The sequence below is a fragment of the Paenibacillus sp. NPDC056579 genome (assembly GCF_042793215.1).
GTDB lineage: Bacteria > Bacillota > Bacilli > Paenibacillales > NBRC-103111 > Paenibacillus_S.
This window is the reverse complement of sequence record NZ_JBHTVD010000001.1, coordinates 855,713-881,166: the sequence shown is the minus strand read 5'-3', so window position 1 is coordinate 881,166 and position 25,454 is coordinate 855,713. Positions and strand designations below refer to the sequence as shown.

Genomic DNA, 25,454 nt, shown 5'->3' with positions numbered 1-25,454 from the left:
GTCTAAAGCCCTCTATCCTCATGGCGGTTTACATTAAAAAAAAAACCGGCTTCCATCGTCATCTCACATGACAACAAAGGGAGCCGGTCGTTCGATTATCTAAGGTTGCTTAGGCGGAAAGCGGTAAATATTCTTAAGGCTGGGCTTGGCCCGGTGTAGGTGTCTGATGGGCCGCCTTCTTACGCATGATGCTGTCCAGCGCATCCGGCTCCGAGTAAATTACGGACTCATTCGCATTTACATCCAGGACTCCGTTATTATACCGGATTCCGACCAGATGTGCTCCGTCAGGTGATACAATACCAAGTGCCCGTCCCGTCGTAGCGACTCCGTTCAGTCCTTGGTTCTCTCCCGGCGTGAATACCGCCAACAGCTTATCCGCGCTCAAATCCTGCTCGGTCAGCTGATAGTTTTGCCTAAAGTCACTGATATCCAAAGCATAACAGCAGGGCTGCTTTTTGATCCAGATCACTTTCGTCTCCTTAGGCCTGATGATGCTGTCCGTACTATACTTGTCCTTCGTTATGACCCATTTGTTCGATTTGCCTTTATCAAACGGAAGCGCGGGATCGTAATAATAGTACAGCTTGTAGCCTTCCAGATCGATCTCGTGATCACTGTTATTGTAGATCTCGACATAATTGAAATTGCCCTTGCCGTTCGAATTAGGAACCACCTCCGTAATTTGCAGCGCTGTTGAAATCGGCCGCTTCACGACGGTTTCCCCGGTCTCTTTGCTAGCTTTTTGCAGGACGAAATCGACCGTAACAGGATAATGATCGCTCGGGTATTGACCGTCCAGAGTGGAGGTTACGATCTCCCCCCGAATGACATTTACTTTACCGCGGTACAGGATCCAGTCGATCCGCTTGGAGCTTCCGCCTCCGATTGGATCCTTATAATTATGAAAAGTCCCCAGGGTATCGTTAACCCGCTGGTGCGCATCAAGGAAGGCATCGTGCAGTCCTCCGTCTATGAATGCCGAATAGGTAGCTCCTCCGGGATACGTATTGAAATCGCCCGTCAAAAGAACCGGAACGTTGGGATCGAACTCCTTCAACCTGTCGATGATTAATTGAGCGCTTCGCTGCCGCGCAGGTTCCGATTCATGATCCAAATGCGTATTGACCATATAAAACGTCTTGCGGTTATGCAAATCCTGGAATCGCACCCAGCTGACCATTCTTGGAATCCGGTTGCCCCAGCCGGTGGAGCTAATATGATTCGGTGTGTCGGATAACCAGAAATGATCCTGTTCCAAAGGCTTTAGGCGTGTTTTGTTGTAAAAGATTGCCATATATTCGCCCAAGCTGCCGCCTTCTCTGCCTACGCCGATCCAGTCGTATCCCGGCAAATCGCTCTCCAGATCCTTGATCTGCCTCTGAATGCCCTCCTGCGTCCCTATAAGATCGGGCTGCTCCTGTTCAATCAGCTGCTTCATAGCCGGACGCCGCTTCTCCCAAGGCTGATCGTCTGCCGCGTTGGCGGTCCGCAGATTGAACGTCATCAGCCGCAGAGGCCCCGAATCCGACGTACCCTCCGACTCAGCGCTTGCCGCTGTTTGACCCAGTACTTGTCCGAATGCTGTGAGCAGCAAAATAATAACAGCGGCTCTCATACGATACTTTCTCATTCTTTCTTGCCTCCTCGTCATAAGTTCGAGCTTGATTGGTTTCCCAACGTTTCCCATATCCGATCATACCTTAAATCATGCGTTTCCGGTATTAACCATTTTTTAGATCATTGTCCCTTTATTATAAAATGTTGAATGTAAAAGATGCGAATGGCTGTACACGTTCGTCTTCTTTTGGTTAATGCCGTTAAATGAAAAACACCCCTATCGAAATCCATCGATAGAGGTGCAGAAAGTCCTCGGCCATCACTGTTATTATTTCATTTAGCTTGCTTCCACCTTCACTTTGCCAACCGAGGTGACGGAATGCTGAGCTTGCTTTTTATTTCCAATTTTCCAATGCAATACAAGCATGAACACAATTAATACAGCCAAGCCCGCAAACGGCTGCGTAAAGCTGCCTGTTACATCGTGCAGCCAACCTACGAATATCGGGCCGAACGCGCCGATAATATAGCCTCCCGATTGGTTCATAGCCGACCAAGCGCTTGCGGCTTCCGCGTTGCCGGTTTCGTCAAGCGGCAGCATCAGCGCCATCGGGAACAAGCCGCCCGCTCCGATTCCCAGCAGGATCGATACGATCCAAGGGCTGCCGCCCATCATGAACACCATAAATCCTGAAAGCTCTAGCAATGCGCAGCCCATCAACCAGTACATCCGTTTGGGAAAACGCTGTGTCAGGAACGGCAGCACCAAGCTTACAGGGATTTGAATGAATGTAAATAACGTTAGCACGCCTCCGGCAACCGACTTGTCATAGCCCATACTTTCCACAGCAGGCGCTAGCCACGCAGTAATTGAATAAAAGATGGTAGCCATGAGTCCGAAAAACAAGGTCAACAGCCATGCTCGCTTATTTCCCCATGGAATCCGTGCACTCGAAGCAGCGGGAGCCGCGGCCGCACGTCGGCTCGCTTCCGCCGGTTGCTGGTCATGCTGTTGGCCCGCTCTCGCCAATCTCCACCATATAGGGAGCGCGATCAAGGCAAACACCGCCCACAAAGCCAACGAGCCTCTCCAGCCGTTCAGCAGATGCTGAAACGGTACGGACAACCCCGCACTCAATGCCGCCCCCAGCACCATCGCCATAGAGTAAATGCCAACCATCGATGAAGCGCGGCTGGCAAAATATTTCTTGATAAAGCCGGACAACAGAGGTCCTGCTATCGCAATCCCCATCCCCGCAACAAACGCGGTAATCAGGATTAGCAGCGATGATCCCGCGAAAACCCGAAGCACGGTTCCCACTCCGATCAGCAGTATCGCGAGAGTCAGCATCCGCTCGACTCCCCAACGTCCGCTTAGTTTCACCGCTGTTGGAGAAAATAGCCCCATACATAAAACCGGGATGGACGTCAGCAAGCTGGCGGCCGAACCGCTCATTCCCAGATCACCTCGTATCGACTCCAGAAGCGGTGAAATCGATGAGATAGCCGGCCGCAAATTTAATGATGCAAGAAAAAGCGCACATATCAAGTATCCATACTTGAAGCGCATGATTGATCCCCTACCTTTCACACTGTGTCATATTGGACTCCGGTTATTGTAGTGTAAGAGGAATCATACGATTGATCAATACAATTATTTCTATTATTATCATTGGTATCACCAATAATGGAGGGCTTACTTAATGGAGCTTCGACAATTGGAATATTTCATTGCCGTATGTGAGGAGCTGCATTTCACTAGAGCTGCCGAGAACATCGGTATTTCCCAGCCAACCTTGAGCCAGCAGATTCGCTCTCTGGAGGACGAGCTGAACATCCCGCTCTTCGACCGTGTCGGGAAAAAGATCGCCTTAACCGAAGCCGGCAAGATCCTCTACGATCAAAGCATTCAGATCATCCGTAATTTGCAGAACGTCAAAGACGCGATATCGGAGCTTCAGAGCTATCAACGGGGGTCATTGCGGATCGGGACGCTGCCTTCCGATCTCGATTATCGCATATCGGCACTGCTGGTGGATTTTTATCATGAGTTTCCCAAGCTCCAGCTCACCGTCCGCTCATCCGTGGAAATCGTCGAGCAAGTGCTGGAGAATGAAGTGGACATTGGTATAGGGATCATGCCTTATCCCGACGACAGACTGGTTCGAATCCCGATATGTACGGAAGAGTATGTGCTCGTCGTCTCCGAGAATCATGCGTTGGCCCATCTGGAGTCCATAGCGCTCCATGAGCTGCGGCATATCGAGATGGTCATGTTCCCCAAGGGCATGATCGGACGGGAGATCGTCGATAATTGCTGCCGTGAGCAGGGATTTACGGTCACCGCGACGATGGAGACGTCCTCCATCACTTCTGTCATCCATCTAGTGCGGGCTAATATAGGCGCAACGGTACAGCCGCAGCCGCTGATTCAATCGATGAACGAGTCCACGCTTCGCTGCATTCGTATTGAGGATGAAGCCCCCACTCGGAGCCTGGGCATTATATATCGCAAGGACCGTTTTCTCGGCCACGCGGCTCAAGCTTTTATTGGCAAAGTACAGCAGTATTTTGCACAGTATACCCTATAGAGAAGAGCAATATTTGCTTTCTGCTCCGCGGTTATATTATGCTTTTGACTAGGATACCAAATTGAATCTCCGGATTCGCTGGAAAGGGGCTTTACCGTGAATACACTGCCTATGGAACAATTCCGCAAGTTTAAGAATGAAATCACGCGATTTTTAATGGCCTATAAATTCGCTCTGGACGCATTCGAGACCAAGCTCGAAATTTTAAAGGAAGAGTTTCAGCTTTTCCATGACTACAACCCGATTGAGCATACGAAATCCCGGCTGAAATCGCCCGAGAGCATTTTGAAGAAGCTGCACAAAAAAGGCCATGATATATCTCTCCCCAGCATCAAGAACCATATCCAGGATATTGCCGGGATCCGTATTACGTGCTCATTCATCTCGGATATTTACCGGATCAGCGAAATGCTGCAAAACCAGGGCGACTTAAAAATAATCGAGATTGAGGACTACATACAATATCCGAAGCCGAACGGCTACCGTAGCCTCCATATGCTCGTGGAGATTCCTGTCTTCATGTCCGACCGTCAGGAAAATGTTTGCGTCGAGGTACAGATTCGGACCATCGCGATGGATTTCTGGGCCAGCCTCGAGCACAAAATCTACTATAAATATAACCGGACAGTACCGACCCGTTTGCTGCAGGAACTCAAAGAGGCATCGGATTCCGCTGCCGCGCTTGATCTGAAGATGGAGCGTCTGCATAATGAAATCACGGAAGTGAAGGAAGCTCAGACCGGAGAGCTGCGTGAGGAGCTGAAGCAGATCAGCATCAGCAACCAGCAGTACCAGCTGCCGGAAGCTCTGCTGCGATTGATCGGCGATGTTCCGGTAAATGAATAATCGTGCCGTGAATGCACGAAAGCCCGGGAAATTCATTCCCGGGTATTTGTTTTATTTCCCCAACAATATTTCCTGGGTAAGCGCAAAAATCGATTCCAATCGCCGTCAGCCGTTCGTTTTTAGCGATTTTTGTTGACGCGTTGGGATATATGCATACAGCAGTCGGCTTACCGCAGGTAATAATGGATGGCATTGTCGATTAAATGCGAATTCATTACAAATAATGTCTCTGTTGTATAGTACGCGTGATGCGGAGTGCAGATAACATCCGAACGCAAGCATATCCTTTCGTTAACGGCAGGCTCTACTTCAAACACATCCAGCGCCGCGCCGAACAATCTGCCGCACTCCAGCGCTTCTTCCAAAGCGGTATGGTCTACAAGCTTTCCTCTCGCCGTATTGATCAGCATGGATCCATGCTTCATCATTGCAATACGTTCTCGGTTCAACAAGGGGGTATTCGCAGCACGGGTCGAGGCATGGATCGTAACAATATCCGCTTCCTTCAATACATCCTCCAGCGGTATCATTCCGTCCGCATCAGTGCCCTCTTTTGCAGCGAGTAAGATGGTCATCCCTAAAGCTTTGCCGATGGCGGCTACTCTTTGTCCGATGTTTCCATATCCAATAATACCCAGCTTCTTACCATACAGCTCAAGGTTGGGTTGCAATCCGTCCCGCCATCGTCCGCCTATGACATTGTTGTGAGACTGGAGAATTCGTTTGGAAAGAACGAAAATTAAGGCGAACGTATGCTCAGCAACCGAATGCTCACCTGCCTGGGGAATGCCTGTAATCGTGATTCCCAGCTCTTCCGCCGCTCTTCGGTCGATATAGTCGGTGTTGTGAGCTCTAATTCCTATGTACTTGCATTTAGGAAATTCTCTTATTAGTTGATGATTCAATCGGGTATGAATGAGCAGCAGCTCCGACTGCTTGATATGCGCTGAAAGCGGCTGGGAGAAATCTACGTAGATTACATCAAAACAATCCTGTAGTCTGGCATGCTCTCCCGGAGATAAATGAATGTTGTGATCTACCGCACAAATGGGCTTTACTACGATAATCGTCCCTCCCTTCCTCACGGAACGCTTTTATACAGCACTTCATCCTTCACATTCGTCCCGACAATGGCAAAAGGAAGCAGTGTTTGAGACCGGTCCCTCACTGCGTAAAAAAACCGGACCCCGTCGTAATTCGAGTATACGATATCGTCTGATTTTCCGTTAAATGTAACTTTAGTGATGTTGCTGTTGTTGATCTGCCCCACGAGCAGTGTCGTATTGTTCCTCTCGCTGACTCTCCAGTCAATCTGGTTCCCTTCTTTTATATGAAAGAAAGGCCTTACCATCGTTACTTCATTTCCCTCCATACTGACAGCGTATATTTTGTCACCTGACACCGGTTTTACGAATAAGATGCGTTCCGTAGCGGTAATAATCTCTTCCTTCAAGCTGTTTTTTTGCAGGATGTCGCTTATGCTGGATTGCAAAACTTCAAATGAATCCACTCGAAAGTACTTCATATACACAAACATACCGATTCCTAATAACAGCAGAAATACCGCAGCATAATAAATCTTCCGCATCGTCCCTCCCCCTTTTATATTTCTGGTTCTAACAAACATTCATGTTATTAAATAACGCTATGGGCTCCTAAAATAAGTGCTATACAACGGATGAATCGTTCATATACTCATGAACCGATTCGAGATAATGCTCCACAGGCTTGGATGTATCCACTATCAGATAGTTCCCATCCAGAGGCCGTTTGCTATCTGCAAGGCGTTTGCGAAACCCTTCTTCCGAATGGACCTCGGCGATCTGGCTGATCATGCGATCTCTTTGTTGAAGCCGTCGATTCACTTCGGCCATATCCTCCAGGCAGCATTCCACATATTTATAGGCCGCACCATGCTTTCGGGACAGCTGTTCACCATTGTCCAACATACTGCTATAAAAGCACGGGCTATCGTGAATAACGCTATGACCATGCGACAGATGAAAATCAATGAGAGCCCATTCAATAGAATAAGAGACGTTGCCGGTATCTTTATTGTTAACGCTCTCATTCATAGCCTCCATTAGCGCGGTCTTGACCACATCGTGGTCTATCACAACAGCTCCTGTATGCTTTGCAATGGATCTGGCCAACGTCGACTTGCCAGAGCCCGGAAATCCGGACATTTGCAGCAAAAACAAACGAATCCCCACCCTTCATACTATATCGGCAAAAGTCTTGCAGATGTTCAGTATTTCCAACCCTTCTCCATACAAATACAAATCCTTATATATTATATCAATATATGAAAATAATGGAACTTAAAAAAAGGTTTACCAAACCCATACCGGATTGGCAAACCTTTTCTCAACGTTTTATTTCAAGGTTTCCTGTCCGATAGGGAACTTGGAATCCCATGTTTGCAGCACGCGGATGATTTGTTGAACCGTATCTTTGCAAAAAGCATCAACAATAGGCTCTGTTATATAAAGCGGGGCAACCCCGGGCTCTGTCGCAATCAAATCGAACCAATGCACGATTCTTAATCGCCAGCAATGAATTTCGTCAGCTGAGAGATAGGGCTCCGGATTGTAAGACGGTGTTTGTATTAACTGCTCCCACACACGATTTTTCCAAGGTTTTGTGCGGTAATAATCAAAATCAATTTGGTCCGTATCCGTGTAATAGGCTTTACGGATCGAATCGGGATCTAACCCTTCTTCCATGGCCCTTTCCTTAAAAGGCCTGTAAACCTGATGCAGCCAATAATAATCGGTCATCAAATGAGCAAAATAGCCGCGTACAAACCATCGCCACGACTCATCATCGGACAGATGCAGGAGACGGTGATATTCTTGTCGGGAGTAATCCAATGATTCTCCTTGAGCTTCAATGTCCAGGTGGGTAAATTTCTTATCTTCTCGTGTTGTATGCTTCCTCATGTGAATCGCATCCGGCGCTATACTTCCAAGAAGGAATGGCGCGGGAACGTCTTTCTCATCGAACATGCTCACAGCAACTTGCAGATGAATCATTGGCAGCGGCATCCTAAGCAAACACCCCTTTGATTATATTCATCTACAAACTTACCACTTTTATCCATATATAGGAAGACATAATGTAATGATAATAGGCTGATATCGTTATGTAATTAATTCAGCAATCCTCTTGCTCTTGCCAAAAATAACCCAATAGCCAATCTCGAATCGGTCCATGTATGATTGGCAATTTTCTTGAACGCCTCATCGATACTTACATAAATCACCTCGATGTCTTCGTCTGCATCCAAATTTTGTTCAACCTTGCCAATGATCTTATTCGTAAAAAATAAAGTAATGACGATAGGGCTCGTCGGAATGCTGAACGTACCCAAGGGGATCAATTCTTTGGAAATCAGGCCCGTTTCTTCTCTTAACTCACGGATCGCACCAGCAGCGATGTCTTCGTGCTTTTCGATTCGCCCGCCTGGCAGCTCGTAAGTTGGCCCTTTTTTGCCGGCTCTCGATTGCTTAACCACGACAAGTTGATTGTTATGAATGACGACAATTTTTGCTCCTCTAATTTCAACCTTGTCCATGTCTCCTCCTTAGATGGCTTTTGCCGCGGCAATGAAATCATTCCTTGTTATCCATAGTTCCCATTATTTGGGCCATTGTATTCGTGCCGATCCCGTGACAGATTCGCCGGCCTTTTTATCCAGGCAGTTCTTTAACCTATTTAACCTTTTCCAGCACTTGTTTAACAATGGTGTCGACAGGCAGACACCCGTCAATAATGTAATCACTGTTCGGTTTTATTGTGTTCAGCATCTCCAAATAAGCGAACCTCCCGCGAGACAAATAACCCTTCATATCCACCTGCAGCTCATCCATAGGAGAATCCGCAAAATTTCTCATGATTCGTCTTGCCATCGCTACATCCAGCGGAGTATCAATATAAACCGTATAGTGAATATATCGGCTCATCCCGTGATGCATATAAGCGAAGGGATAGTCGAGAATAATGTAATCCAGTCCTTGCTCCGCCAAGGAACGCTCTACATCTTCTATCAACGGCTGCAAGTTCCACGCATTATAATCCGATCCCTGTTCAACCCAATCGCAAACATCGTCCGGTACCCCATCGAAATCGTAATCATCAAAATATAATGCCTTGGAGTTGGGCAATCTGTTAAGCAGTTCTTTGACGGTAGTTGTTTTGCCGCCGCCGGACACTGCTGCTATGGCAATAACTTTTGGCTGCTTATTCCTCATTTGCCCCTCCGCCTTTCGGTACCAGATGCTGATTTCCATGAAAAATATCCAAAATAAACGAGCGGTCCGGCACCTGCAGCCGTTCATAGGATTGTAGAAAATCCGTGTTATCATAAGGCACTTCTATTAAGCTGGCATCCAAACGGTTCACAGACAGGTCCACAATGCCGTAACGCGCAATCGGTTCATGATGACAGCCTAACGCACCTGGGTTTAAATAGAGCCTTGCGTCGGTCTTAAAATAATGTACCGGGTGGTGATGACCGAAACAAACGAGATCATATCCTGAGTTCAAATAACGGGTATCTAATTTGTCTCCACTGGGTTCGTTGTCGATCGCATCGAGCTTATCGTTTGTCCTATGGTAATGGACCATCAAGATCTTATGGCCCTCTGCTTTCCATTCCAGAGATACAGGCCGCGCCTGCAGCTTGGGAATCCATTCCGGATTCAATCGACTCGCAATCCATTCATGATGCTTGGCAGCTTGTTCATGCCCGGACAGTATTCCTTTGCCCGCTAAGATATGAAGAACTGCTTCTTCATGGTTTCCCGACAAGACGGACATATCGTCCCGGCTAAAAATCGTCTCGAGGACTTCATTTGTATATGGCCCAATACCAATCATGTCCCCAAGACAGTAGATATGGGAAATCGACTTCCGTCGTTCGATATCCTCCAGTACCGCTTTCAAGGCCGGGTAATTGCCATGCACATCCGTAATGATAGCTATTTGCATCAGGATCGGATCACCTCGTCATTCTATTTCACCTATATAAACGCGCTCTTGCCGTCCCTCTTTGTAAGCCACCGCTATGCGTTGTCGGAGCTCCACGGGAAATAATGGTTCATTCAGGACGTTTTCCAAGCTAATCCATTCTACGCCTACTTGAGCGTCATCCCTGTTGAATGGTACCTTATGCTTTAGATTCACTAGTTCAGCCTTAAATATAAATTCGATTCTATGAATCCCTTCATCCTTAAAGCATTCCCTTACAAAAAGCAGATCGTGAACCTCGATCTCATAACCGGTTTCTTCTCTGCACTCTCGGACGAGGCAGTCTTGGAGCTTCTCTCCGGCCTCTTGTCCCCCTCCGGGAAGTAAATAGAAGAAGCCCGATTCATCCGCAAGCTTGGTCACAAGAAGCTTTTGATCATGTATGAGATGGCTTTGGCTGAATTTCGTATTTTCAAGGTTCGTGACGCACCTCACGTTATCTTATAATCAATTACTTGATGTACCTGCTAATGACAGTGTCCGACCTGATCTGGACTTCGATATATCTCTCCGGACCTTTCGATCCATCTTGATTCCATTCCTGTGGCTAGCCATACTGTTCTAATACATTCATTATTTCGTACTTGTTGTATACGGTTCCTCTATATGGTTTCCCTCATGTTTGTCAGCTGTGGCGGCTTAATTCATGCTATCCGCACTATCAATTAGTTCCACACTGCCGTCGAGATGCCCGACAATGACTTTGCTCGCCATAAGAGGAAACAAACCATTTTCGACCACACCTGGAATCAGATTCAACCGTTTATGGAGCTCTATGGGATCCAGAATTTTTCCAAATTCACAATCGACGATTAGATTGCCGTTATCGGTCACGAAAGGCTTTCCCTCAACGGTTCGGATGGTCGTAGTGCAATCAAGCTGCTGTATTTGACGGATAGTTAAAGACTCCGCAAAGGGAACTATTTCGACAGGCAGCGGAAAATGGCCCAGATGCTCCACCTTTTTGGACTCGTCCACAATGACGATAAATGTCTTGCTGTTCGCAGCGAGTATTTTCTCTCTGAGCAGCGCACCGCCTCCGCCTTTGATCAGGTTTAGTTGGCTATCGACCTCGTCCGCGCCGTCTATCGTCACATCAATAAGCTGAATATCCGAGAATGGCACAAGAGGAATTCCCCCTTGCTTGGCAAGCTGCTCTGAATGGTTGGAGCTGGCTACGGCGCGAATATTCAACCCTTCCCGAACTCTTTTTGCCAACGCTTCGATTGCCCAATAGGCTGTAGATCCGGTACCTAGTCCAACTATCATACCGTCTGTAACATATTCTATCGCTTTATCAGAGGCTAGCTTTTTGGGATTCATCGCGATCACTCCTCCATATGGTTCCCATATTATACCACTATTTTTAGCGAGAAAAAAAGCAAAGCAGCCCTATGGCCGTCGCTGGTTCAAAGATAAAAATCTTCAATGAAACGTTCCCGTAATGCTATTCTGACTTTCACTTATCCATTTTGTTAGTAGTACAATTTGTCCTGTATGATAACTATAATGCTCACAGACTTGAACTAGCATAATTTCAATATCCTTTGAATAATGAGCTTCCGTTTCAAGTGTGGAACGTACAAGCATTTTGTTCCAATCTTCGATAGAATAGTGTATGGTTACACTTTTTTGAAGATCCGTTTCCTTCAGTCCTTCAAGAATGCCGGATGATTGCCGTCTTACATCGTGAAGCAGCTGCAATAAATCTCGGCCGTTCATTCCATTGTTTTCAAGAAATTCTCGTGATCTCGTTCGCTGAAAAGGCAAGTTTCCTATACCGCTAACAAAATGCTGATATTCATTTCCTGCCAAATGCAAACATAAATTGCCGATGCTATTCATGGTTGGTTTAAGCTTGTACCAAATCTGTGCTTCTGACAAAAGGTTTATACAGGCTTCAATTCTACTTAGCTGTTTGTTCATTTCATTTAGAACCACAGTGTTTAATTTCAATGATAGCCCTCCTTATCGTATAATAATAATTTATATTACATATTTATACATTACGATATTCTTCCTATACCCTTCAAGTATAAAGAAAATCGCTCCATCTCTAAATAAAAAGGGTATTCGGATTTTATGGTGGATACAAAATCAAAATCAAAACACTTCACTTAAAAATCGGAGAATATGGTGGTATTTTTCTAAAGACTTGATTTGTAGCGATATCTTAGTACAATGGTTTTATGACTACTCAAAAAATAATAAATGATGAGCTCAGAGTCAAAATATTTAAGGCTTTAGCTGATGAAACAAGATTGGACATCATACGAGCTCTATACGCCAGCAAGAAGGAGATGAATTGTGGAGAAGTAGGACACATTCGCGATACTACGAAATCGAATACTTCGTATCACTTGCGTACTTTAAAGGAGGCGAAATTGATCAAGGTACGAAAAGAAGCTCAAGCAAAGTATATGAGCATCGATTTGGAGACATTTCAAACTTACTTACCCGGATTTCTGGATACGTTGTAGAAAGAAATTCTTTTTTTTTTTCATTAGTCCAATAATCTTTGAACTATAGAACTAACTACAAAGGGTGAATAGAATGATCAAATTAACTGCTTTATTTTTCCTCATCATGTTTGTTATTGGTACGGATACGTTTTTGATTTCTCCGCTCATCCCCACTCTTCAGGACTTGTTTCATATCCCGACCGAATATTCTGGTTGGATGGTGGGGTCTTATGCTTTAGGTTATGCCATTTTTGCACTGATTGCTGGACCGCTTTCCGATGGATGGGATCGCAAAAAAGTAATGCTTTCCGGCATGATCTGCTTCTCGGTTTCAACCATGCTATGCGGCTTTGCCACAGGTTTTTGGTCGATGTTCTTCTTCCGTTTTTTAGCCGGAGTCAGCGCAGCATTTACGGCGCCTCAAGTCTGGGCCTCGATCCCTACTCTGTTTTCAACGTCAAAAATCGCCAAAGTATCAGGGATCGTCATGGCAGGCTTGGCTGCTTCCCAAGCGTTCGGCATCCCTATTGGAAGTCTGCTTGCCTCAACCCATTGGTATTATCCTTTTTTTACAATCGGTGCATGTGCATTATTGGTAGCAGTATTCATCTTCTATGCTTTGCCCGAAATGAAACCGAATCAAGGCCAAAAAACCAAGACTCCGATTTTCAGTAGATACATCCCACTATTGAATAGCCGAATGGCGAGAAAGGCTTTCCTCGCTCATTTCTTATTTCAATGTGGATTCTTTGCTGCCTTTTCTTTCATTGGAAAATGGGTGACGGATCGCTTTTACCTTTCAATTGATCAAGCGGGGTACGTGATGTTTTTTCTTGGTCTCGGGAATATAGTCGGGAGCTTCGGTGGTGCCTATGTAATCAAAACGTTAAACCGTTTCAATACGCTGGTTGTGGGCTTTCTTGTCTCTATCGCATGTTTTATTGTTTTGCCTCACTTGCCGTCAGTTGCGGCTTTCGAAAGTGTTTACTTTTTTATATTCGTTAATATGGGAATCGCTTTTCCCCTAATATTGGGAATGCTGAATTCATTAAATCCAACCATCCGCGGCACGATCTCCAGCTTGGCCAATTCAATCATGTACGCTGCGACAACGCTCGGCTCTTGGGTCGCAGGCCTGATTTACGCGACTTTTAACGGTTTTTCCGCCGTAGGCATGTTTGCGGCTATATGCTTTGCCGGTTCGTTGTTATCTTTCATATTCAGCGGTATTTTGACCAGTCACGCGAAAACAAAGAAGGAGTTTGCATCATAAATGCATAGAAGAAATTCATATGGATATTTTAAATCTTTCAAAATTCAACATCCTAAATATTAGTGAGAATGAATTTGATTTTCTAATACAAGTGGTGACGAACTCTCCACCTTTGGCTTGCCCTCATTGTGGATGTATAGCCAACCTCTACAAACACGATATCAGGGAACAGATCTGTATGGACTTGCCTATTCACGGCAAGCGTGTAGGCCTTCTTATAAAGCGTCAGAGGTATCGCTGTAGAGACTGCAATCGCACCTTTTGGGAACACTTAGACCACACCATAGACGAAAAGCGAAACTGTACCAAACGATTATTGTCTTATATAGAGAAGCAAAGCCTTAAACGCACGTTTGTCAGCATATCCGAGGATGTTGGATTGCATGAAAAAACGATACGTAACATCTTTCGTGATTACATCAATCGTCTAAAAGAAACGCATCGATTTGAAACTCCTAATTGGCTTGGGATTGACGAAATACACATTATTAAGCCAAGATGCGTTATAACCAACATGGAGGAACGTACTTTGTTAGATGTTTTGCCCAATCGTAACAAGGAAACCGTTGTAGGCTACCTCTCACGCCTTCCAAATAGAGGACAAATACGATATGTCACAATGGATATGTGGCAACCGTATAAGGACGCCGTGAGGGCTATATTGCCAAAAGCTCTTATCATCGTCGATAAGTTTCACGTTGTCCGTATGGCAAACCAAGCGTTAGAAACCATTCGTAAACAGCTCCGAGAAGGATTATCGCCAAAAGAACGCCGCGGACTGATGCACGACCGTTTTATCCTCCTAAAACGCCATATAGCGCTTACAGAGATGGATAAAATTACGCTTGACCTTTGGACAAAGAATCACCCTTCTCTCGGCACTGCTTATGACTTAAAGGAATCATATTTCGATATTTGGGAATGTGATAGCAGACAGACGGCATTCCTTAAATACAACGAATGGAAAACTAAAATACCAACTGAACTGCAATCCGCTTTTGAACCACTTACAAAGGCTATGAAGAACTGGGAAGAGGAAATATTCGCCTACTTCGACCATCGCATTACAAACGCTTATACGGAGTCTCTTAACAGCCTTATTCGAGTCATTAATCGTTTAGGCAGGGGATACTCTTTTGAAGCCCTACGAGCCAAAATACTCTTTACAGAGGGACTTAAAAAGCAACGTAAGCCTAAGTACCAGAGGCGGTTTGATAGCTACGATCTACGGGAGGAAAACTTCCCGATGTTTCATATGCCACCAATTGGAGTTGTTCGTGAGCCAGAAGAAATAATCTTGCTGGGAATCGATTTTTCCACCTTGATCGAGAAATTGGAGAAGGGCCAGCTATAAGCCCTTCTCCACCATAAAATCCGAATACCTGTGTTGGAAATTTTTGGGTAATAGAGTGTTTAAGTTAATTTAAAAAATACTACTCGATCCTATTGAGTAGATTCGGTAGTGACTTCTACTAATAGAAGATCAAATACAGAGATGCATTCCAGCCAGTAAAAAAGGGAGCAGCTGACTGACTCGCTAGCGTCCCCCTAAGCTTTAAGCCTGAATTGCTTAACACCTTACATATTTTCGCTTGAAACCAACTTGGCCTTTATCTACTGCCTTCTGTATATTTTCGGAAGCGTTAAGAAACTTGCTTTTGGCCTTATCCCGGTTGACTTCTACTGGACCCACTGCCATTCCGGTCCTAACCGCTTTATCATGGAGAGGCTTATAGGATATTGCTACCGTATAAATAAAATTGTTCATAGCGTATTTGGTTCGTTCAGGGGAATCGTGAATCGTTTGTTCAACCAAGTCAAGCATCTTGGCAAGTTTGCTTTCAGAAAATTCACTGTCCTGCCGACTCCCCAACAGCCAGCAGTAACAGCTCCAGCCCGCAGACATTCTCAGCTCTTCTCCGCTTGCGATCCATTTATCGGCAACTTCTTGCGCAATATCAGTTTCCGCCAGGGTAACTGCAACTACATAATCGGATAGCATGAAAAAATAAGCCGCATCGATCCAACGTTCAAAATCTGCCTCGGTCATGGCCTTCGGATCAGCAATGACACCCGCAAAGTACATGGCGTCGTAATTCCCCGTATTATAGAGCTCCTCGGCTAACGGTTGATTTTTTTTGATTTTTTTGGCGATGGGCTTCATCCCGCCTGTTGCCACACCAAAAAGCGGTTCCTGCGCCCCATTGGATATGTAAATTTTCTTAGTTCGTTCTTTGCCGAGAGCCTCGAGCTCGTCCATAACCATATTTATATTCATTAATTAACACTTCCTTATTCTGAAGTAGTCATCAAGTATATTATAACCATTTATAAACTTCGCTGCCTCCTCTTGAATCGTTCCTATGGTGCTATGCTTGCTGGCAATGAAATGCAATTAACCCAGCCTTGTTTAAGGCCGGGTTATTAACGAAGACACTTTTAGCTCTCGATTTCAGTATATATCTGAAAGGTTACTCCAAATTTGTCCGTGACATCACCGAAAGCTGGGCTAAAAGGAGTTTCTTCAAACGGCATATTCACTTGGCCGCCTTGGCGTAAGGCTTCAAAAAATCGTTTTGACGTTTCCACATCGTTAGTTGTAATACAAATGGTTACCTGTTTGCCCTTGGGAATCTGCGATCCTGTTGGAGCATCCGAAAACATGATCTCCGCTTCACCAACCCGCAGCTTTGCGTGAGCCACCAGATTCTTCAACGAATCCGTGAAGGTATTAGGCATTTCCGGCATATCTCCGTAAGTTACGATGGAGACGACTTCGGCACCTATCGCTTGTTCATAAAACTGAATAGCTTCCCTTGCATTCCCTTCCATATTAAAGTACGGTGTTAGTTTTACTGTCATTTTGATCAACTCCTTTTTTTCAATCATAGCAAATAGATGATGAGTTGATTTCTTTTAGATTGCTAACTCTAATACAATGAACTATCTCTTACTTACATTGCGCTTTGTTGAGTCCTTACTCACAAGGTTGCTTAAACCCGATCGCATCCTTCTGCGGCAGCAAAATTGAAGTAGGGTTTCAATAGGAATAGAGAGACGCACATCTTTTATAGTTGACTTAAACCATGGTTTAAGTCGTATCATATTCTTGTCGACAATGAAAGATAGGATGTGGAGGCCTCCAGAATGAAGTATTATTCCATAAGCGAAGCTTCAGATAAACTCAATATTCCAGAATCCACGTTACGCTATTATGAAAAAAAAGGATTACTGCCTCTAATCGAGCGTGATAATGCAGGAAGGCGATTATTTTCAGAAGACCAAATGTCGCTTCTTGAGACCGTTGTTTGTTTGAAAAACACGCACATGCCCATAAGCGATATTAAGCAATACATGGATTGGATAGTAGAAGGAAATGGCACTATGGAGCTCCGGCTTGCAATGATGAATAAGCACAAGCAGGCGGTATTATATGAAATTTCCTTGATGACAGAATCTTTAAAAGGCATTGACTTCAAAATTGATCGGTATTCAAAGCATATTCAGGAAACAAAACGAATGATAAAATAATGGAAAAGAGGAATGATTATGAATCTTTCGGGAAATACAATTCTTATAACCGGCGGCAGTACTGGTATCGGGTTAGCCTTTGCAGAACGCTTTATCAAAGCTGGGAATAAAGTCATCATTTGCGGAAGACGTGAACAAGTACTTCACAATGCAAAAGAAACATTTCCCGGTCTCATTACTCGTGTGGCAAATTTAGATAATGAATCCGATCGTACAGCATTGTTTGATTGGGTAACGACTACCTATCCGGAAGTGAATGTGCTGGTTAATAATGCAGGGATTCAGCAACGTTTTAATGTATTAACAGCGGATGCAAAGAACAATTGGAGCTACTTCAATAAAGAAATAACAACCAATTTGGAAGCCCCCTTCCAGCTTTCCATGCTGTTCGCTCCATTTTTTGCAGCCAAAGAAGCAGCAGCTATCATTAATGTGACATCCGGGCTAGCTTTTACACCGTTTGCTATTGCTCCAATCTATTCAGCAACCAAAGCAGCGCTGCATTCCTTTACAATAAGTCTAAGACATCAGCTTTCGAATACATCTGTTGAAGTTATTGAAGTTGCTCCTCCGGCAGTGAATACCGATTTGGGTGGAGCCGGATTGCATACGCATGGAGAGCCTTTAGATGCCTTTGCTGATGGCATTTTTAAGGGATTGGAAGAGGGTAAGATGGAAATTGGATATGGTACCTCTGTGAACCGCTTGCGCATGTCGCGCGATGAGGTCGACGAACATGTTGAAACTATGTATAATGCCTTGAAACATATGATTGAGTAAAAAGATTGTACAACTACACTTACGCTAATATGACGCAAATACAAAAGCTAAACTCGCCGCATTGTCGGCGGGTTTTCTTTATTAAAGTGATGCAATCTCGTCAATCGTATTTCCACACTAAGGGGCCCTTCCTCATCTTTGCTATATAGTTTATTTGGCCAACGTGGTAATTGATTTCCCTTACCATCTGTATCATCAAGTTAAGCGCAGTTGTCTGATTATTCACGGCGCTGAAGGTTAGCGGCGGTTTATCAAGAAAAGGCTGCGATAATAGTATTTCAGGACAGGTTTTCAGGTATTCCAAATACGCAATAATAATATCGAAGGCTTCAGTTGCTTTTAGCAAGGCTTGCTCTTTTGAAAGGGTCAGTCCTGACTCGAACTCTTTAGCTCTGTCTCTAGTGTCAGGTATTTCGTAGAGTATGATCTCAATTCTTGCGTGAGCCGTCCCTCTAATATGAGAGATCAGATTTGCAATACTGTTGCTTTCGTTAGTTGGGGACCAACAAATATCTTCTTCCGTTAGCTGTTCAATTGCTTGAAGAAGCCATTTTTTATCAGCCTTAAATTTGCTTAGGATGCTATCGATCACAGGCATTGAGATATCCAACTAAACACACATCCTTTTTTTATTGAATGGGCTGAAATGAAACGTTCCATATCCCATCCTCATCTTTGATCATTTTAAAGCCGGACTTGTTTTCAGGTTTATTCTCAGCATCTTTGATTGACTGATACTCAATGTATCCCTCAAAATCACTTGTTTGTATGAATTTCCCTGTTTCAATATGTTTAAAGATTTTAAGAATTTGGTCCTTTGTTCCTCTATCCGAAGCGGCAAATTGTTCATGCTCTTCTTTTGTCCATTGAACATGTCCCTTTCTATCCGTGTATAGTGCATAAACCACCTCGTTTTTACCATCTAAGCTTGCTTGGACATACAACTTGGCGATACTAATTGGGTCTAGTTCTTTTAAATGCTGTTCATTTAAGTCTTGTTGAAAGTTAATATAAACCTCTTGTTCTCTGGCTGATAATCTAAACTCGTTTGATGATACGGTGTCTTGTGCCGGACTTATTGTTGCGACAGCTTGATCTTTTGCACTGCTAAAGCACCCTGTGAGTACCACAAGAATTGCAGCAATCAATAATCCGATTTTTACTTGCATTGTATTCACCTGCCATTGATATCCGTTTGTTGTCAACCTGAAGGAAGTTGGAGTTTCCAGGCTTATCTCCTCATCATTGCCAAAAAAAGCAAAATACCCGACGGTACTCCGATAGCTAACCCTACTAAAATACTTTTCCTTGTAAAACCATTCAATGATTCATTCGTGCCCGAGTCAACGACGGATCCATCCGGCACCTTCCTCCCCTTTAGATAACTCCCTTCATGGTACCACATTATGGATAAAAAAGTAATTTTTATAAACGCCCGAGATAACTCCATGACTTCAAGCAAAGTTATTATTGTATAGCTGTATTGACAATTTCCGCCGATAGATTATTCTTAGGTCAAATGGAAATAGAAGGGTGTGACTTATCGGCAATGGCACATACAGCAACATTCATCATTATCGGGGGTGCAGGCTTTCGGGCACAGTATTTTTTGCGGATTGCACAGGCACTGCCGGACAGCTTCAGAATCAGCGGATTGGTCATTAGAGACGAGGAGCAGGCCAAAGCTATGGAGCGACAGTGGAACATCCCCAGTTTCAGAACGCTTGAAGATGCCCTTGCCGTGGAGAAGCCCGATTTCGCAGTAATCTCCGTCAGCCGTGGTGCTGCTTCGGGTTATTTGCTAGATCTGGCGGACAGGGGGATACCGGCTTTGGTCGAAACACCGCCTGCTCCAGATTTGGAATCCATGCTGGAGCTGTACGATCAGCTCTCGAAGCGGGAAGCAAGAGTACAGGTCGCAGAGCAATATCAATTTCACCCGCTTCATATGTCACGGCAGGCGGCGATCAAAGCCGGGCTGCTTGGCACGGTGACTCAGGCAACGGTGTCCATATCGCAAACGTATCATGCTGTAAGCCTCATGCGAAAAATGCTCGGCATCGGGTTCGAAGACGCCGTTATCCGCGGGATGCGGTTCGAATCGCCGGTTATTGCCGGACCCGGGCGCGGCGGACCGCCGCAAGAGGAGAAAATCATAACGGAGCCCCGGGATATGGCTTGGCTTGAGTTCGGCAATAAACTTGCAATCTATGATTTCGCAAAGGATCAACATCGTTCGTGGATCCGCTCCAACCATCTCTCCGTTCGCGGCGACAGAGGAGAAATATTCGATCGCCGGTTGAGTGTTCTTGCCGACTACAAGACACCGCTTCATCTGGAGTTCAAACGGATCAACAGTGGCGAGGAAGAAAATCAAGAAGGGCATTATTTGCAAGGCTATATGGCCGGAGAACGCTGGGTTTATAGCAATCCATTCGTCCCTGCAAGGTTATATGACGATGAAATTGCGATCGCGACCTGCTTGCTGAAGATGGCCGAATATGCGTCGGGCGGACCGAGCTTTTACAGTCTGGCGGAAGCTTCGCAGGATCATTATCTTGGTCTTCTGATCGAGCAGGCGATTCGGACCGGAGAACCGGTCAAATCGCAGCGGCAGCCTTGGGCTGAATAAAGACAGGCATATGTCTCCTATTGGGACATATGCCTGTTTTGCTATAACAACAGGAATTTTCACTCCCCAGCTTAAGCTTAGTTACGCAATAAAACTAAAAACGCGGTTAACGCATTTTCAAATTCTCAACTTGTACCCTCCTGTTCACTCAGTAGTAATGATTTACCGTTCACAGCTCGCTTGCAGATTTGGCGCCTTTCCATCGCAACCACTCAACCAGATCAGCACTGGAGCTGCGTTGAGCTGCATCCAACGGGGTCAATCCATCCCAAACCGATATCCAATTCAGTTCAGCTCCTCGGTCTAGAAGGTACTCTGCGGTGTGACGCTGTCCTCCATGACAAGCACACCAAAAGGCTACGGTGATCTTGTCCGGAGGTGAAGGACCGTTTGCTCCCCAAGGGTATTGATCCGAAAGTGCGGCACCGGCGAAGTAGGCCTCGATAGCATCCATCAATCCTAGCGCCGCTGCATGTCATAGCGCGATCTGCGTTCCACGTTCTACCGCCGCACCATTAGGAAAGTGACCGGGCCAATCGGCGACCACATGCAAAAGTGTTCGAGATATTTTGCAGCTGCTGTCCTCGTTGTTACTGTTTCTTTTGACAATTCTTGCTGCAGCCAAACCCGGATTCTCAGCAAGGATTCGTCTCAATGATAGGATATCTCCAGTGTGGATAGCTTTGACAACGCTTTCTGTTAGCAAATCATTTTCGTAAACATAGTTCATAACCAGATCTCCTCTCACCTGATGCCTTTTACCCCGTTAGATAAACGTCTAGCTTAAATTCAAATTTAAGTAAGGCTCGTCGTTAACCAGCGAGAACTCCATATTTTCAGGTGCTCCAATTGTTTTTCCGTTAGTTGACTTTTGTCTAAATAGAGAGAGTGATAAGTGAATGAATACAACTGTCTATATTGAATGAAATAATTTATGTCCCTTGTAAAGCTCGTATCCGGGTTCCACCGAACGTATCCCTTCATAAATTCATCGTAACAATGCCTAGTGAAATGATCTCTTTCTTCCTTTATTACGGTTTGTGCTGTGTGATAAAGTACGATCGCAACATCATAAGCAAACCAGTGATACTCGCTGTCACCGAAATCAATAACACAGAGAGCATTTTCGCTGAGCAGCAAGTTCCCATGATGAAGATCACCATGAATCAGCCCAAAATGATCCGATGAAGCTGGGAGCTGCTTTAGCTCATTCATGTATTTGGACCATTTCTCGACTAGTAGAGGATGAAGTTGCAATGACTCTAACGCAAGTAAAGTCTTATTTTCATTCCAGGTTGGAAACGCATTGTTTGCTTTATAAGCTTTTGAAGCAGCATGAATTTGTCCCATCGCTTCGCCCCATTGTTCGAACAAACGTGCTCCCCAATTCTCTTTATCGGCAGGTCTGACATGCAATCCGTTTATCTTCTCATAACTAACGAAGTAGTAGTCATCGTTAATCTGTTGAATATAATCTTTTCCTAGTTTACGTATCGGTCTAGCAGCATGAATCCCCCTCGAGAAAAGGAAATCAAGCCATTCCATTTCAGCTAATATGCTGGATTCATTAACAACTGACTTTTCCAAAATTTTCACTATAAACTTTTCGCTACGGTCAACTTCAAATACATTGCTGCTGTATCCGCCAATAAGCTCGCAGTCCGATGGATCTAATTCCAACATAGCCAAGACTTCCTTGATTAAATCCTGTCCCATCGTCGCCCTCCTAGCAGTGCACCCATTATCGTTATAACCCGTCCCTTAACACTTTCTCAAACAATGTCCTGTAATGAGTTAATCCGAAATCCCTTTCAAGACCACCTACATTACCCCAAAACTCATCTTCGTCAAAACCTTTAAAATCTTCAATGATGAACAATGCTAGATTGTGAATACATGAGCAATTCGAAATACTTGCTTGAAGTTTTCTACACTGAACTCCCCGCTATTCTTAATATCCACCAACGCTTGATAATTGATCGTCAAGTATGCCTTTTTTTTATTTTCTTCCAAGAGAATCCCTCATTTCAGAAGTTCTTCCATTAAAAATGATTCCGCAAATTTCGTCATAAGGTTTGCAGGCTGCTTCGCCTTGTGTCATGTTACAGAGTTAACATTATCAATTGGGTTGAGTTGGAGCAGCGAGAAGGTTGCTTCCCGTTAGAACGGCTGCCGATTCATCCGGCAATTGCGTTAGAATAGTTTATTCAGCGTTTAACATCGATTGGCTGAATTGGGCCTGGTACAACTTTAAGTACAGCCCTTTTTTATTAAGCAGCTCCTTGTGTGTACCAACTTCAACAACCTTTCCTTTCTCAAGCACTATTATTTTGTCAGCTCTTAATATAGTTGACAAACGATGAGCTACTACTACCGTAGTACATTCTTTCATCAAGTTTTCAAGTGCTGCTTGTACGTGCAACTCTGAGTGGGAATCTAAATGGGACGTAGCTTCGTCCAGCAGGAGAATTTGAGGTTTTTTTAGAATCGCTCTTGCAATAGATAGACGCTGCCGCTCACCTCCTGAGAGCCTAAATCCTCTTTCTCCAACGATTGTATTATAGCCTTGAGGTAGCGATTGGATATAGTCATTGATGTTAGCCTGCTTACATGCTTCTTCAATTTCCTTAACAGTTGCATTTATCTTAGCGAACTCCACATTCTCCCTTATGGAAGCATGAAATAGATACGATTCTTGCGTTACGAATGCAATTTGCTGTCTTAAACTATCGATTGAGACGTCGCAAATGTTGTATCCATCAATCTGGATATACCCAGACGCCGGATCATTCAGGCGAGCTATCATGCCAATTAATGTTGATTTTCCAGCGCCACTAGGACCAACGATAGCAATAAACTGACCCGGATGTACCTCAAATGTTATGTTAGATAGAGAAGGTTGTTCAGGAACATATTGAAAGCTCACGTTGTTAAACTTAATTTTCCCTTTAATAAAAGGTAAGTTAGTTGAGGGTACGACTGTCACGTTCTTTTCCAAGCACAGGTCCTGATATTCAAAAATTCGTTCAAATGTGGCAAGAGAGGTGATCATATCCATTTGCAAATTTAGCAGTTGCTGCGTGGGGTTGTATAATTTGCTCAAATAAATGCTAAAAGCAATGATTGCTCCGATAGACATGGTACCCTGCATCACATTATATCCACCATATACATAGATAAGAATCGTTCCGATAGATGGTAGTGCCCCGTTAAACATACTCACCCATTTTCCGATTAAATTTATTCTTAAGTCATCATTCATTACTTGATCATTAAGGGTAGAGAATTTATCAACATGATAATGCTCTCTAGAATAAATCCGAGTTAACAGCGCACCTGATATTCCTGTTGTTTCTGCTATATGCGATAACATATCCGATCTAGCTTGTTGGCTTTCACTTAGCACTCGCTTACGAAGTTGGGCTGCTTTCCGGGTAGGGAGTATATAAAGAGGCAACGTGAGCAACGCAATAAGAGCTAAATGATGATCCATGACCATTAAAATGACAACCGAGGTAAACCATATTACCGATTGTGTGATAGCGGTTACAACACTTCTAGTGACAACCGTCTGAACCATCTGAATGTCACTCGTCAATCGTTGAATGATTTCACCTGACCTGGATTGAGTGAAGAAAGACATCGGTTGTCTCAATAAATTACTATATATGTTCATCCTTAAATCGCGCATGATCCTTTGTCCGACTATGTTTTCTAAATGATTTTGTACTACGTCCAGTCCCCCTGATAGCAAGGTAACTACTAGCACACCTCCTCCCATCAGTAGCAATAAATTTATGTTTCTATCTGGAATGGCAGTATCAATAATTGATTTCAAAAGAATGGGAGGAATCAAAGACATAATCGAACTGACAAGTGCTACAATGATAATAAATATCGTGAGATGACGGTATGGAATAAATAAAGCAAAGATTCTTCGCACAGAGGCTCGCTTTATTGTTGTAATTAGTAACCATAGCTTTGCTTTCCCCATGACTCGCCACACTTATCGCATCCGTAACAGAGAATCTTTATCTCTTATCTGCAATAACTTCAGAATAGTTATATCAAGATGACCTTCCATTACTGCTGCTTCGATGAGCGTTGAGTATTTGGCTGTATCTAGATAAGGTAAGAGTACCACCATAAGGGAGGCGCTCAATTCACCGCTTATTATTTTTGTAAATAGGATATCTTTTGATTCTGCATCTATAAAGGGTAAGAATTTCTCCAGCATGTTCCCATCAAGATTATCTAAGGAGGCTTTTTTCATTAAGTTGGTTAATTCCTCCTCATTCATATATATCGCTAGCTCGACGACATGTCGGATATCAATCCCATGTTTGGCAAAACCTTCTGATATAATCCCAAGTGTGCTAGCTTTTAATAGAGGAGCTAAGTTTACAACAGATTCTACGGACAGCTCCTTATGTTTTAACATTTCAGCAACTTTATCAGGCGTTCCTTTCAATATTAATGAAATAATTCTGTTTTCATCCCTGTAAGGTTCACCATAGTTTATAATCTGGTCCACCGTGACATTGAATACTTCTGACAGCCTTGGCAATAACGATATATCGGGAAAAGAATCACCGAGTTCCCATTTTGATACCGCTTGCCTTGTGACGTTAAGAATATCCGCTAACTGAGATTGTGTAAGATCATTTTCTTTACGAAGCTTAGAAATATAGGATCCGAATTTTCTTATATCCATCTCTCCACCTCACATGTGATGTATTAATGTAGAT

The 25,454-nt window shown here is 44.2% G+C and carries 29 protein-coding genes; 8 read left to right on the top strand and 21 right to left on the bottom strand.

Features of this window, described 5'->3' with window-relative positions; translation table 11 throughout:
• Positions 1 to 133: 133 nt before the first annotated feature.
• Positions 134 to 1,633: an endonuclease/exonuclease/phosphatase family protein gene (locus ACFQ88_RS04000; RefSeq protein WP_379452097.1), complete on the bottom strand. Its 1,500-nt coding sequence runs from the start codon at positions 1,631 to 1,633 to the stop codon at positions 134 to 136.
• 264 nt (positions 1,634 to 1,897) lie between these two features.
• Positions 1,898 to 3,130, bottom strand: a complete 1,233-nt coding sequence (locus tag ACFQ88_RS03995) for an MFS transporter (protein ID WP_379452095.1) — start codon at positions 3,128 to 3,130, stop codon at positions 1,898 to 1,900.
• A gap of 133 nt (positions 3,131 to 3,263) precedes the next feature.
• Here ACFQ88_RS03995 and ACFQ88_RS03990 point away from each other — a divergent pair, with 133 nt between their 5' ends.
• Positions 3,264 to 4,151 carry a LysR family transcriptional regulator gene (locus ACFQ88_RS03990; RefSeq protein ID WP_379452093.1) on the top strand — a complete coding sequence of 296 codons (888 nt, stop codon included), beginning with the start codon at positions 3,264 to 3,266 and terminating at the stop codon, positions 4,149 to 4,151.
• 96 nt (positions 4,152 to 4,247) lie between these two features.
• A complete protein-coding gene (locus ACFQ88_RS03985) occupies positions 4,248 to 4,997 on the top strand; it encodes a GTP pyrophosphokinase (RefSeq protein WP_239635129.1) in 750 nt (249 codons plus the stop codon).
• A 167-nt stretch (positions 4,998 to 5,164) separates the two neighbouring features.
• On the opposite strand, the gene ACFQ88_RS03980 is transcribed toward ACFQ88_RS03985, so the two are convergent.
• From ACFQ88_RS03980 to ACFQ88_RS03935, 10 genes are all read right to left on the bottom strand, one after another.
• On the bottom strand, positions 5,165 to 6,082 hold the full coding sequence (locus ACFQ88_RS03980) for a 2-hydroxyacid dehydrogenase (RefSeq protein WP_379452091.1): 918 nt from the start codon (positions 6,080 to 6,082) through the stop codon (positions 5,165 to 5,167).
• A complete protein-coding gene (locus ACFQ88_RS03975; protein WP_239635127.1) occupies positions 6,079 to 6,585 on the bottom strand; it encodes a hypothetical protein in 507 nt (168 codons plus the stop codon). The genes ACFQ88_RS03980 and ACFQ88_RS03975 overlap by 4 nt, the downstream gene beginning before the upstream one ends.
• Positions 6,586 to 6,664: 79 nt before the next feature.
• On the bottom strand, positions 6,665 to 7,198 hold the full coding sequence (locus tag ACFQ88_RS03970; protein ID WP_379452089.1) for a P-loop nucleotide/nucleoside kinase family protein: 534 nt from the start codon (positions 7,196 to 7,198) through the stop codon (positions 6,665 to 6,667).
• Positions 7,199 to 7,372: 174 nt separating this feature from the next.
• Positions 7,373 to 8,032: a zinc dependent phospholipase C family protein gene (locus tag ACFQ88_RS03965; protein WP_379452087.1), complete on the bottom strand. Its 660-nt coding sequence runs from the start codon at positions 8,030 to 8,032 to the stop codon at positions 7,373 to 7,375.
• A 116-nt stretch (positions 8,033 to 8,148) separates the two neighbouring features.
• Entirely contained in the window at positions 8,149 to 8,574 is a 426-nt protein-coding gene (locus ACFQ88_RS03960; RefSeq protein WP_239635125.1) for an NUDIX hydrolase, read from the bottom strand.
• Between the two features lie 136 nt (positions 8,575 to 8,710).
• Complete coding sequence (locus ACFQ88_RS03955; RefSeq protein ID WP_379452085.1) at positions 8,711 to 9,250, bottom strand: nucleoside/nucleotide kinase family protein; 540 nt, start codon at positions 9,248 to 9,250, stop codon at positions 8,711 to 8,713.
• Positions 9,240 to 9,989 carry a metallophosphoesterase family protein gene (locus tag ACFQ88_RS03950; protein WP_379452083.1) on the bottom strand — a complete coding sequence of 250 codons (750 nt, stop codon included), beginning with the start codon at positions 9,987 to 9,989 and terminating at the stop codon, positions 9,240 to 9,242. The genes ACFQ88_RS03955 and ACFQ88_RS03950 overlap by 11 nt, the downstream gene beginning before the upstream one ends.
• Positions 9,990 to 10,007: 18 nt before the next feature.
• Positions 10,008 to 10,391 carry an NUDIX domain-containing protein gene (locus tag ACFQ88_RS03945; RefSeq protein ID WP_379452081.1) on the bottom strand — a complete coding sequence of 128 codons (384 nt, stop codon included), beginning with the start codon at positions 10,389 to 10,391 and terminating at the stop codon, positions 10,008 to 10,010.
• Between the two features lie 276 nt (positions 10,392 to 10,667).
• Positions 10,668 to 11,351, bottom strand: a complete 684-nt coding sequence (gene rpiA / locus ACFQ88_RS03940) for a ribose-5-phosphate isomerase RpiA (RefSeq protein WP_379452079.1) — start codon at positions 11,349 to 11,351, stop codon at positions 10,668 to 10,670.
• A gap of 102 nt (positions 11,352 to 11,453) precedes the next feature.
• Complete coding sequence (locus ACFQ88_RS03935) at positions 11,454 to 11,984, bottom strand: DinB family protein (protein WP_379452077.1); 531 nt, start codon at positions 11,982 to 11,984, stop codon at positions 11,454 to 11,456.
• Positions 11,985 to 12,217: 233 nt separating this feature from the next.
• On the opposite strand from ACFQ88_RS03935, the gene ACFQ88_RS03930 reads away from it, so the two are divergent.
• The 3 genes from ACFQ88_RS03930 (at position 12,218) to ACFQ88_RS03920 (ending at position 15,117) form a co-directional block, all read left to right on the top strand.
• On the top strand, positions 12,218 to 12,508 hold the full coding sequence (locus ACFQ88_RS03930; RefSeq protein WP_039273287.1) for an ArsR/SmtB family transcription factor: 291 nt from the start codon (positions 12,218 to 12,220) through the stop codon (positions 12,506 to 12,508).
• Positions 12,509 to 12,581: 73 nt separating this feature from the next.
• Positions 12,582 to 13,763, top strand: a complete 1,182-nt coding sequence (locus ACFQ88_RS03925; RefSeq protein WP_379452074.1) for an MFS transporter — start codon at positions 12,582 to 12,584, stop codon at positions 13,761 to 13,763.
• 19 nt (positions 13,764 to 13,782) lie between these two features.
• Positions 13,783 to 15,117: an ISL3 family transposase gene (locus ACFQ88_RS03920; protein WP_379452072.1), complete on the top strand. Its 1,335-nt coding sequence runs from the start codon at positions 13,783 to 13,785 to the stop codon at positions 15,115 to 15,117.
• A 216-nt stretch (positions 15,118 to 15,333) separates the two neighbouring features.
• On the opposite strand, the gene ACFQ88_RS03915 is transcribed toward ACFQ88_RS03920, so the two are convergent.
• Both ACFQ88_RS03915 and ACFQ88_RS03910 read right to left on the bottom strand, forming a co-directional pair.
• Positions 15,334 to 16,041: a DNA alkylation repair protein gene (locus ACFQ88_RS03915; RefSeq protein WP_379452070.1), complete on the bottom strand. Its 708-nt coding sequence runs from the start codon at positions 16,039 to 16,041 to the stop codon at positions 15,334 to 15,336.
• Between the two features lie 161 nt (positions 16,042 to 16,202).
• Positions 16,203 to 16,625: a VOC family protein gene (locus tag ACFQ88_RS03910; RefSeq protein ID WP_239635116.1), complete on the bottom strand. Its 423-nt coding sequence runs from the start codon at positions 16,623 to 16,625 to the stop codon at positions 16,203 to 16,205.
• A 285-nt stretch (positions 16,626 to 16,910) separates the two neighbouring features.
• Here ACFQ88_RS03910 and ACFQ88_RS03905 point away from each other — a divergent pair, with 285 nt between their 5' ends.
• Positions 16,911 to 17,294: a MerR family transcriptional regulator gene (locus ACFQ88_RS03905; protein ID WP_379452068.1), complete on the top strand. Its 384-nt coding sequence runs from the start codon at positions 16,911 to 16,913 to the stop codon at positions 17,292 to 17,294.
• An 18-nt stretch (positions 17,295 to 17,312) separates the two neighbouring features.
• Positions 17,313 to 18,074 carry an SDR family oxidoreductase gene (locus ACFQ88_RS03900; protein WP_379452066.1) on the top strand — a complete coding sequence of 254 codons (762 nt, stop codon included), beginning with the start codon at positions 17,313 to 17,315 and terminating at the stop codon, positions 18,072 to 18,074.
• A 100-nt stretch (positions 18,075 to 18,174) separates the two neighbouring features.
• Here the strand turns inward: ACFQ88_RS03900 and ACFQ88_RS03895 are convergent, their stop codons facing one another.
• Entirely contained in the window at positions 18,175 to 18,684 is a 510-nt protein-coding gene (locus tag ACFQ88_RS03895) for a DUF1572 family protein (protein ID WP_379452064.1), read from the bottom strand.
• A 19-nt stretch (positions 18,685 to 18,703) separates the two neighbouring features.
• Complete coding sequence (locus ACFQ88_RS03890) at positions 18,704 to 19,243, bottom strand: RNA polymerase subunit sigma (protein WP_379452062.1); 540 nt, start codon at positions 19,241 to 19,243, stop codon at positions 18,704 to 18,706.
• 380 nt (positions 19,244 to 19,623) lie between these two features.
• Between ACFQ88_RS03890 and ACFQ88_RS03885 the strand changes: the two genes are divergently transcribed.
• Positions 19,624 to 20,706, top strand: a complete 1,083-nt coding sequence (locus tag ACFQ88_RS03885; RefSeq protein ID WP_379452060.1) for a Gfo/Idh/MocA family protein — start codon at positions 19,624 to 19,626, stop codon at positions 20,704 to 20,706.
• A 169-nt stretch (positions 20,707 to 20,875) separates the two neighbouring features.
• On the opposite strand, the gene ACFQ88_RS03880 is transcribed toward ACFQ88_RS03885, so the two are convergent.
• The 5 genes from ACFQ88_RS03880 to ACFQ88_RS03860 form a co-directional block, all read right to left on the bottom strand.
• Positions 20,876 to 21,160 carry an ankyrin repeat domain-containing protein gene (locus ACFQ88_RS03880; protein WP_379452058.1) on the bottom strand — a complete coding sequence of 95 codons (285 nt, stop codon included), beginning with the start codon at positions 21,158 to 21,160 and terminating at the stop codon, positions 20,876 to 20,878.
• Between the two features lie 21 nt (positions 21,161 to 21,181).
• Entirely contained in the window at positions 21,182 to 21,436 is a 255-nt protein-coding gene (locus tag ACFQ88_RS03875) for a hypothetical protein (RefSeq protein WP_379452056.1), read from the bottom strand.
• Positions 21,437 to 21,501: 65 nt separating this feature from the next.
• Positions 21,502 to 22,422, bottom strand: a complete 921-nt coding sequence (locus ACFQ88_RS03870; RefSeq protein WP_379452054.1) for a phosphotransferase enzyme family protein — start codon at positions 22,420 to 22,422, stop codon at positions 21,502 to 21,504.
• Between the two features lie 487 nt (positions 22,423 to 22,909).
• A complete protein-coding gene (locus tag ACFQ88_RS03865) occupies positions 22,910 to 24,700 on the bottom strand; it encodes an ABC transporter ATP-binding protein (protein ID WP_379452052.1) in 1,791 nt (596 codons plus the stop codon).
• Positions 24,701 to 24,712: 12 nt separating this feature from the next.
• On the bottom strand, positions 24,713 to 25,420 hold the full coding sequence (locus tag ACFQ88_RS03860; RefSeq protein ID WP_379452050.1) for a helix-turn-helix transcriptional regulator: 708 nt from the start codon (positions 25,418 to 25,420) through the stop codon (positions 24,713 to 24,715).
• Positions 25,421 to 25,454 lie beyond the last annotated feature (34 nt).

Excerpts from the sequence above, each read along its gene's own strand:
- ACFQ88_RS03900 (WP_379452066.1), top strand. The coding sequence starts at position 17,313 with ATGAATCTTTCGGGAAATACAATTCTTATAACCGGCGGCAGTACTGGT.
- ACFQ88_RS03955 (WP_379452085.1), bottom strand. The coding sequence starts at position 9,250 with ATGAGGAATAAGCAGCCAAAAGTTATTGCCATAGCAGCAGTGTCCGGC.
- ACFQ88_RS03865 (WP_379452052.1), bottom strand. The coding sequence starts at position 24,700 with ATGGGGAAAGCAAAGCTATGGTTACTAATTACAACAATAAAGCGAGCC.
- ACFQ88_RS03965 (WP_379452087.1), bottom strand. The coding sequence starts at position 8,032 with ATGATTCATCTGCAAGTTGCTGTGAGCATGTTCGATGAGAAAGACGTT.
- ACFQ88_RS03905 (WP_379452068.1), top strand. The coding sequence starts at position 16,911 with ATGAAGTATTATTCCATAAGCGAAGCTTCAGATAAACTCAATATTCCA.
- ACFQ88_RS03890 (WP_379452062.1), bottom strand. The coding sequence starts at position 19,243 with ATGCAAGTAAAAATCGGATTATTGATTGCTGCAATTCTTGTGGTACTC.
- ACFQ88_RS03960 (WP_239635125.1), bottom strand. The coding sequence starts at position 8,574 with ATGGACAAGGTTGAAATTAGAGGAGCAAAAATTGTCGTCATTCATAAC.
- ACFQ88_RS03915 (WP_379452070.1), bottom strand. The coding sequence starts at position 16,041 with ATGAATATAAATATGGTTATGGACGAGCTCGAGGCTCTCGGCAAAGAA.
- ACFQ88_RS03930 (WP_039273287.1), top strand. The coding sequence starts at position 12,218 with ATGACTACTCAAAAAATAATAAATGATGAGCTCAGAGTCAAAATATTT.
- ACFQ88_RS03925 (WP_379452074.1), top strand. The coding sequence starts at position 12,582 with ATGATCAAATTAACTGCTTTATTTTTCCTCATCATGTTTGTTATTGGT.
- ACFQ88_RS04000 (WP_379452097.1), bottom strand. The coding sequence starts at position 1,633 with ATGAGAAAGTATCGTATGAGAGCCGCTGTTATTATTTTGCTGCTCACA.
- rpiA (WP_379452079.1), bottom strand. The coding sequence starts at position 11,351 with ATGAATCCCAAAAAGCTAGCCTCTGATAAAGCGATAGAATATGTTACA.
- ACFQ88_RS03870 (WP_379452054.1), bottom strand. The coding sequence starts at position 22,422 with ATGGGACAGGATTTAATCAAGGAAGTCTTGGCTATGTTGGAATTAGAT.
- ACFQ88_RS03885 (WP_379452060.1), top strand. The coding sequence starts at position 19,624 with ATGGCACATACAGCAACATTCATCATTATCGGGGGTGCAGGCTTTCGG.
- ACFQ88_RS03875 (WP_379452056.1), bottom strand. The coding sequence starts at position 21,436 with ATGAACTATGTTTACGAAAATGATTTGCTAACAGAAAGCGTTGTCAAA.
- ACFQ88_RS03995 (WP_379452095.1), bottom strand. The coding sequence starts at position 3,130 with ATGCGCTTCAAGTATGGATACTTGATATGTGCGCTTTTTCTTGCATCA.
- ACFQ88_RS03950 (WP_379452083.1), bottom strand. The coding sequence starts at position 9,989 with ATGCAAATAGCTATCATTACGGATGTGCATGGCAATTACCCGGCCTTG.
- ACFQ88_RS03975 (WP_239635127.1), bottom strand. The coding sequence starts at position 6,585 with ATGCGGAAGATTTATTATGCTGCGGTATTTCTGCTGTTATTAGGAATC.
- ACFQ88_RS03920 (WP_379452072.1), top strand. The coding sequence starts at position 13,783 with ATGGATATTTTAAATCTTTCAAAATTCAACATCCTAAATATTAGTGAG.
- ACFQ88_RS03990 (WP_379452093.1), top strand. The coding sequence starts at position 3,264 with ATGGAGCTTCGACAATTGGAATATTTCATTGCCGTATGTGAGGAGCTG.
- ACFQ88_RS03910 (WP_239635116.1), bottom strand. The coding sequence starts at position 16,625 with ATGACAGTAAAACTAACACCGTACTTTAATATGGAAGGGAATGCAAGG.
- ACFQ88_RS03880 (WP_379452058.1), bottom strand. The coding sequence starts at position 21,160 with ATGGATGCTATCGAGGCCTACTTCGCCGGTGCCGCACTTTCGGATCAA.
- ACFQ88_RS03860 (WP_379452050.1), bottom strand. The coding sequence starts at position 25,420 with ATGGATATAAGAAAATTCGGATCCTATATTTCTAAGCTTCGTAAAGAA.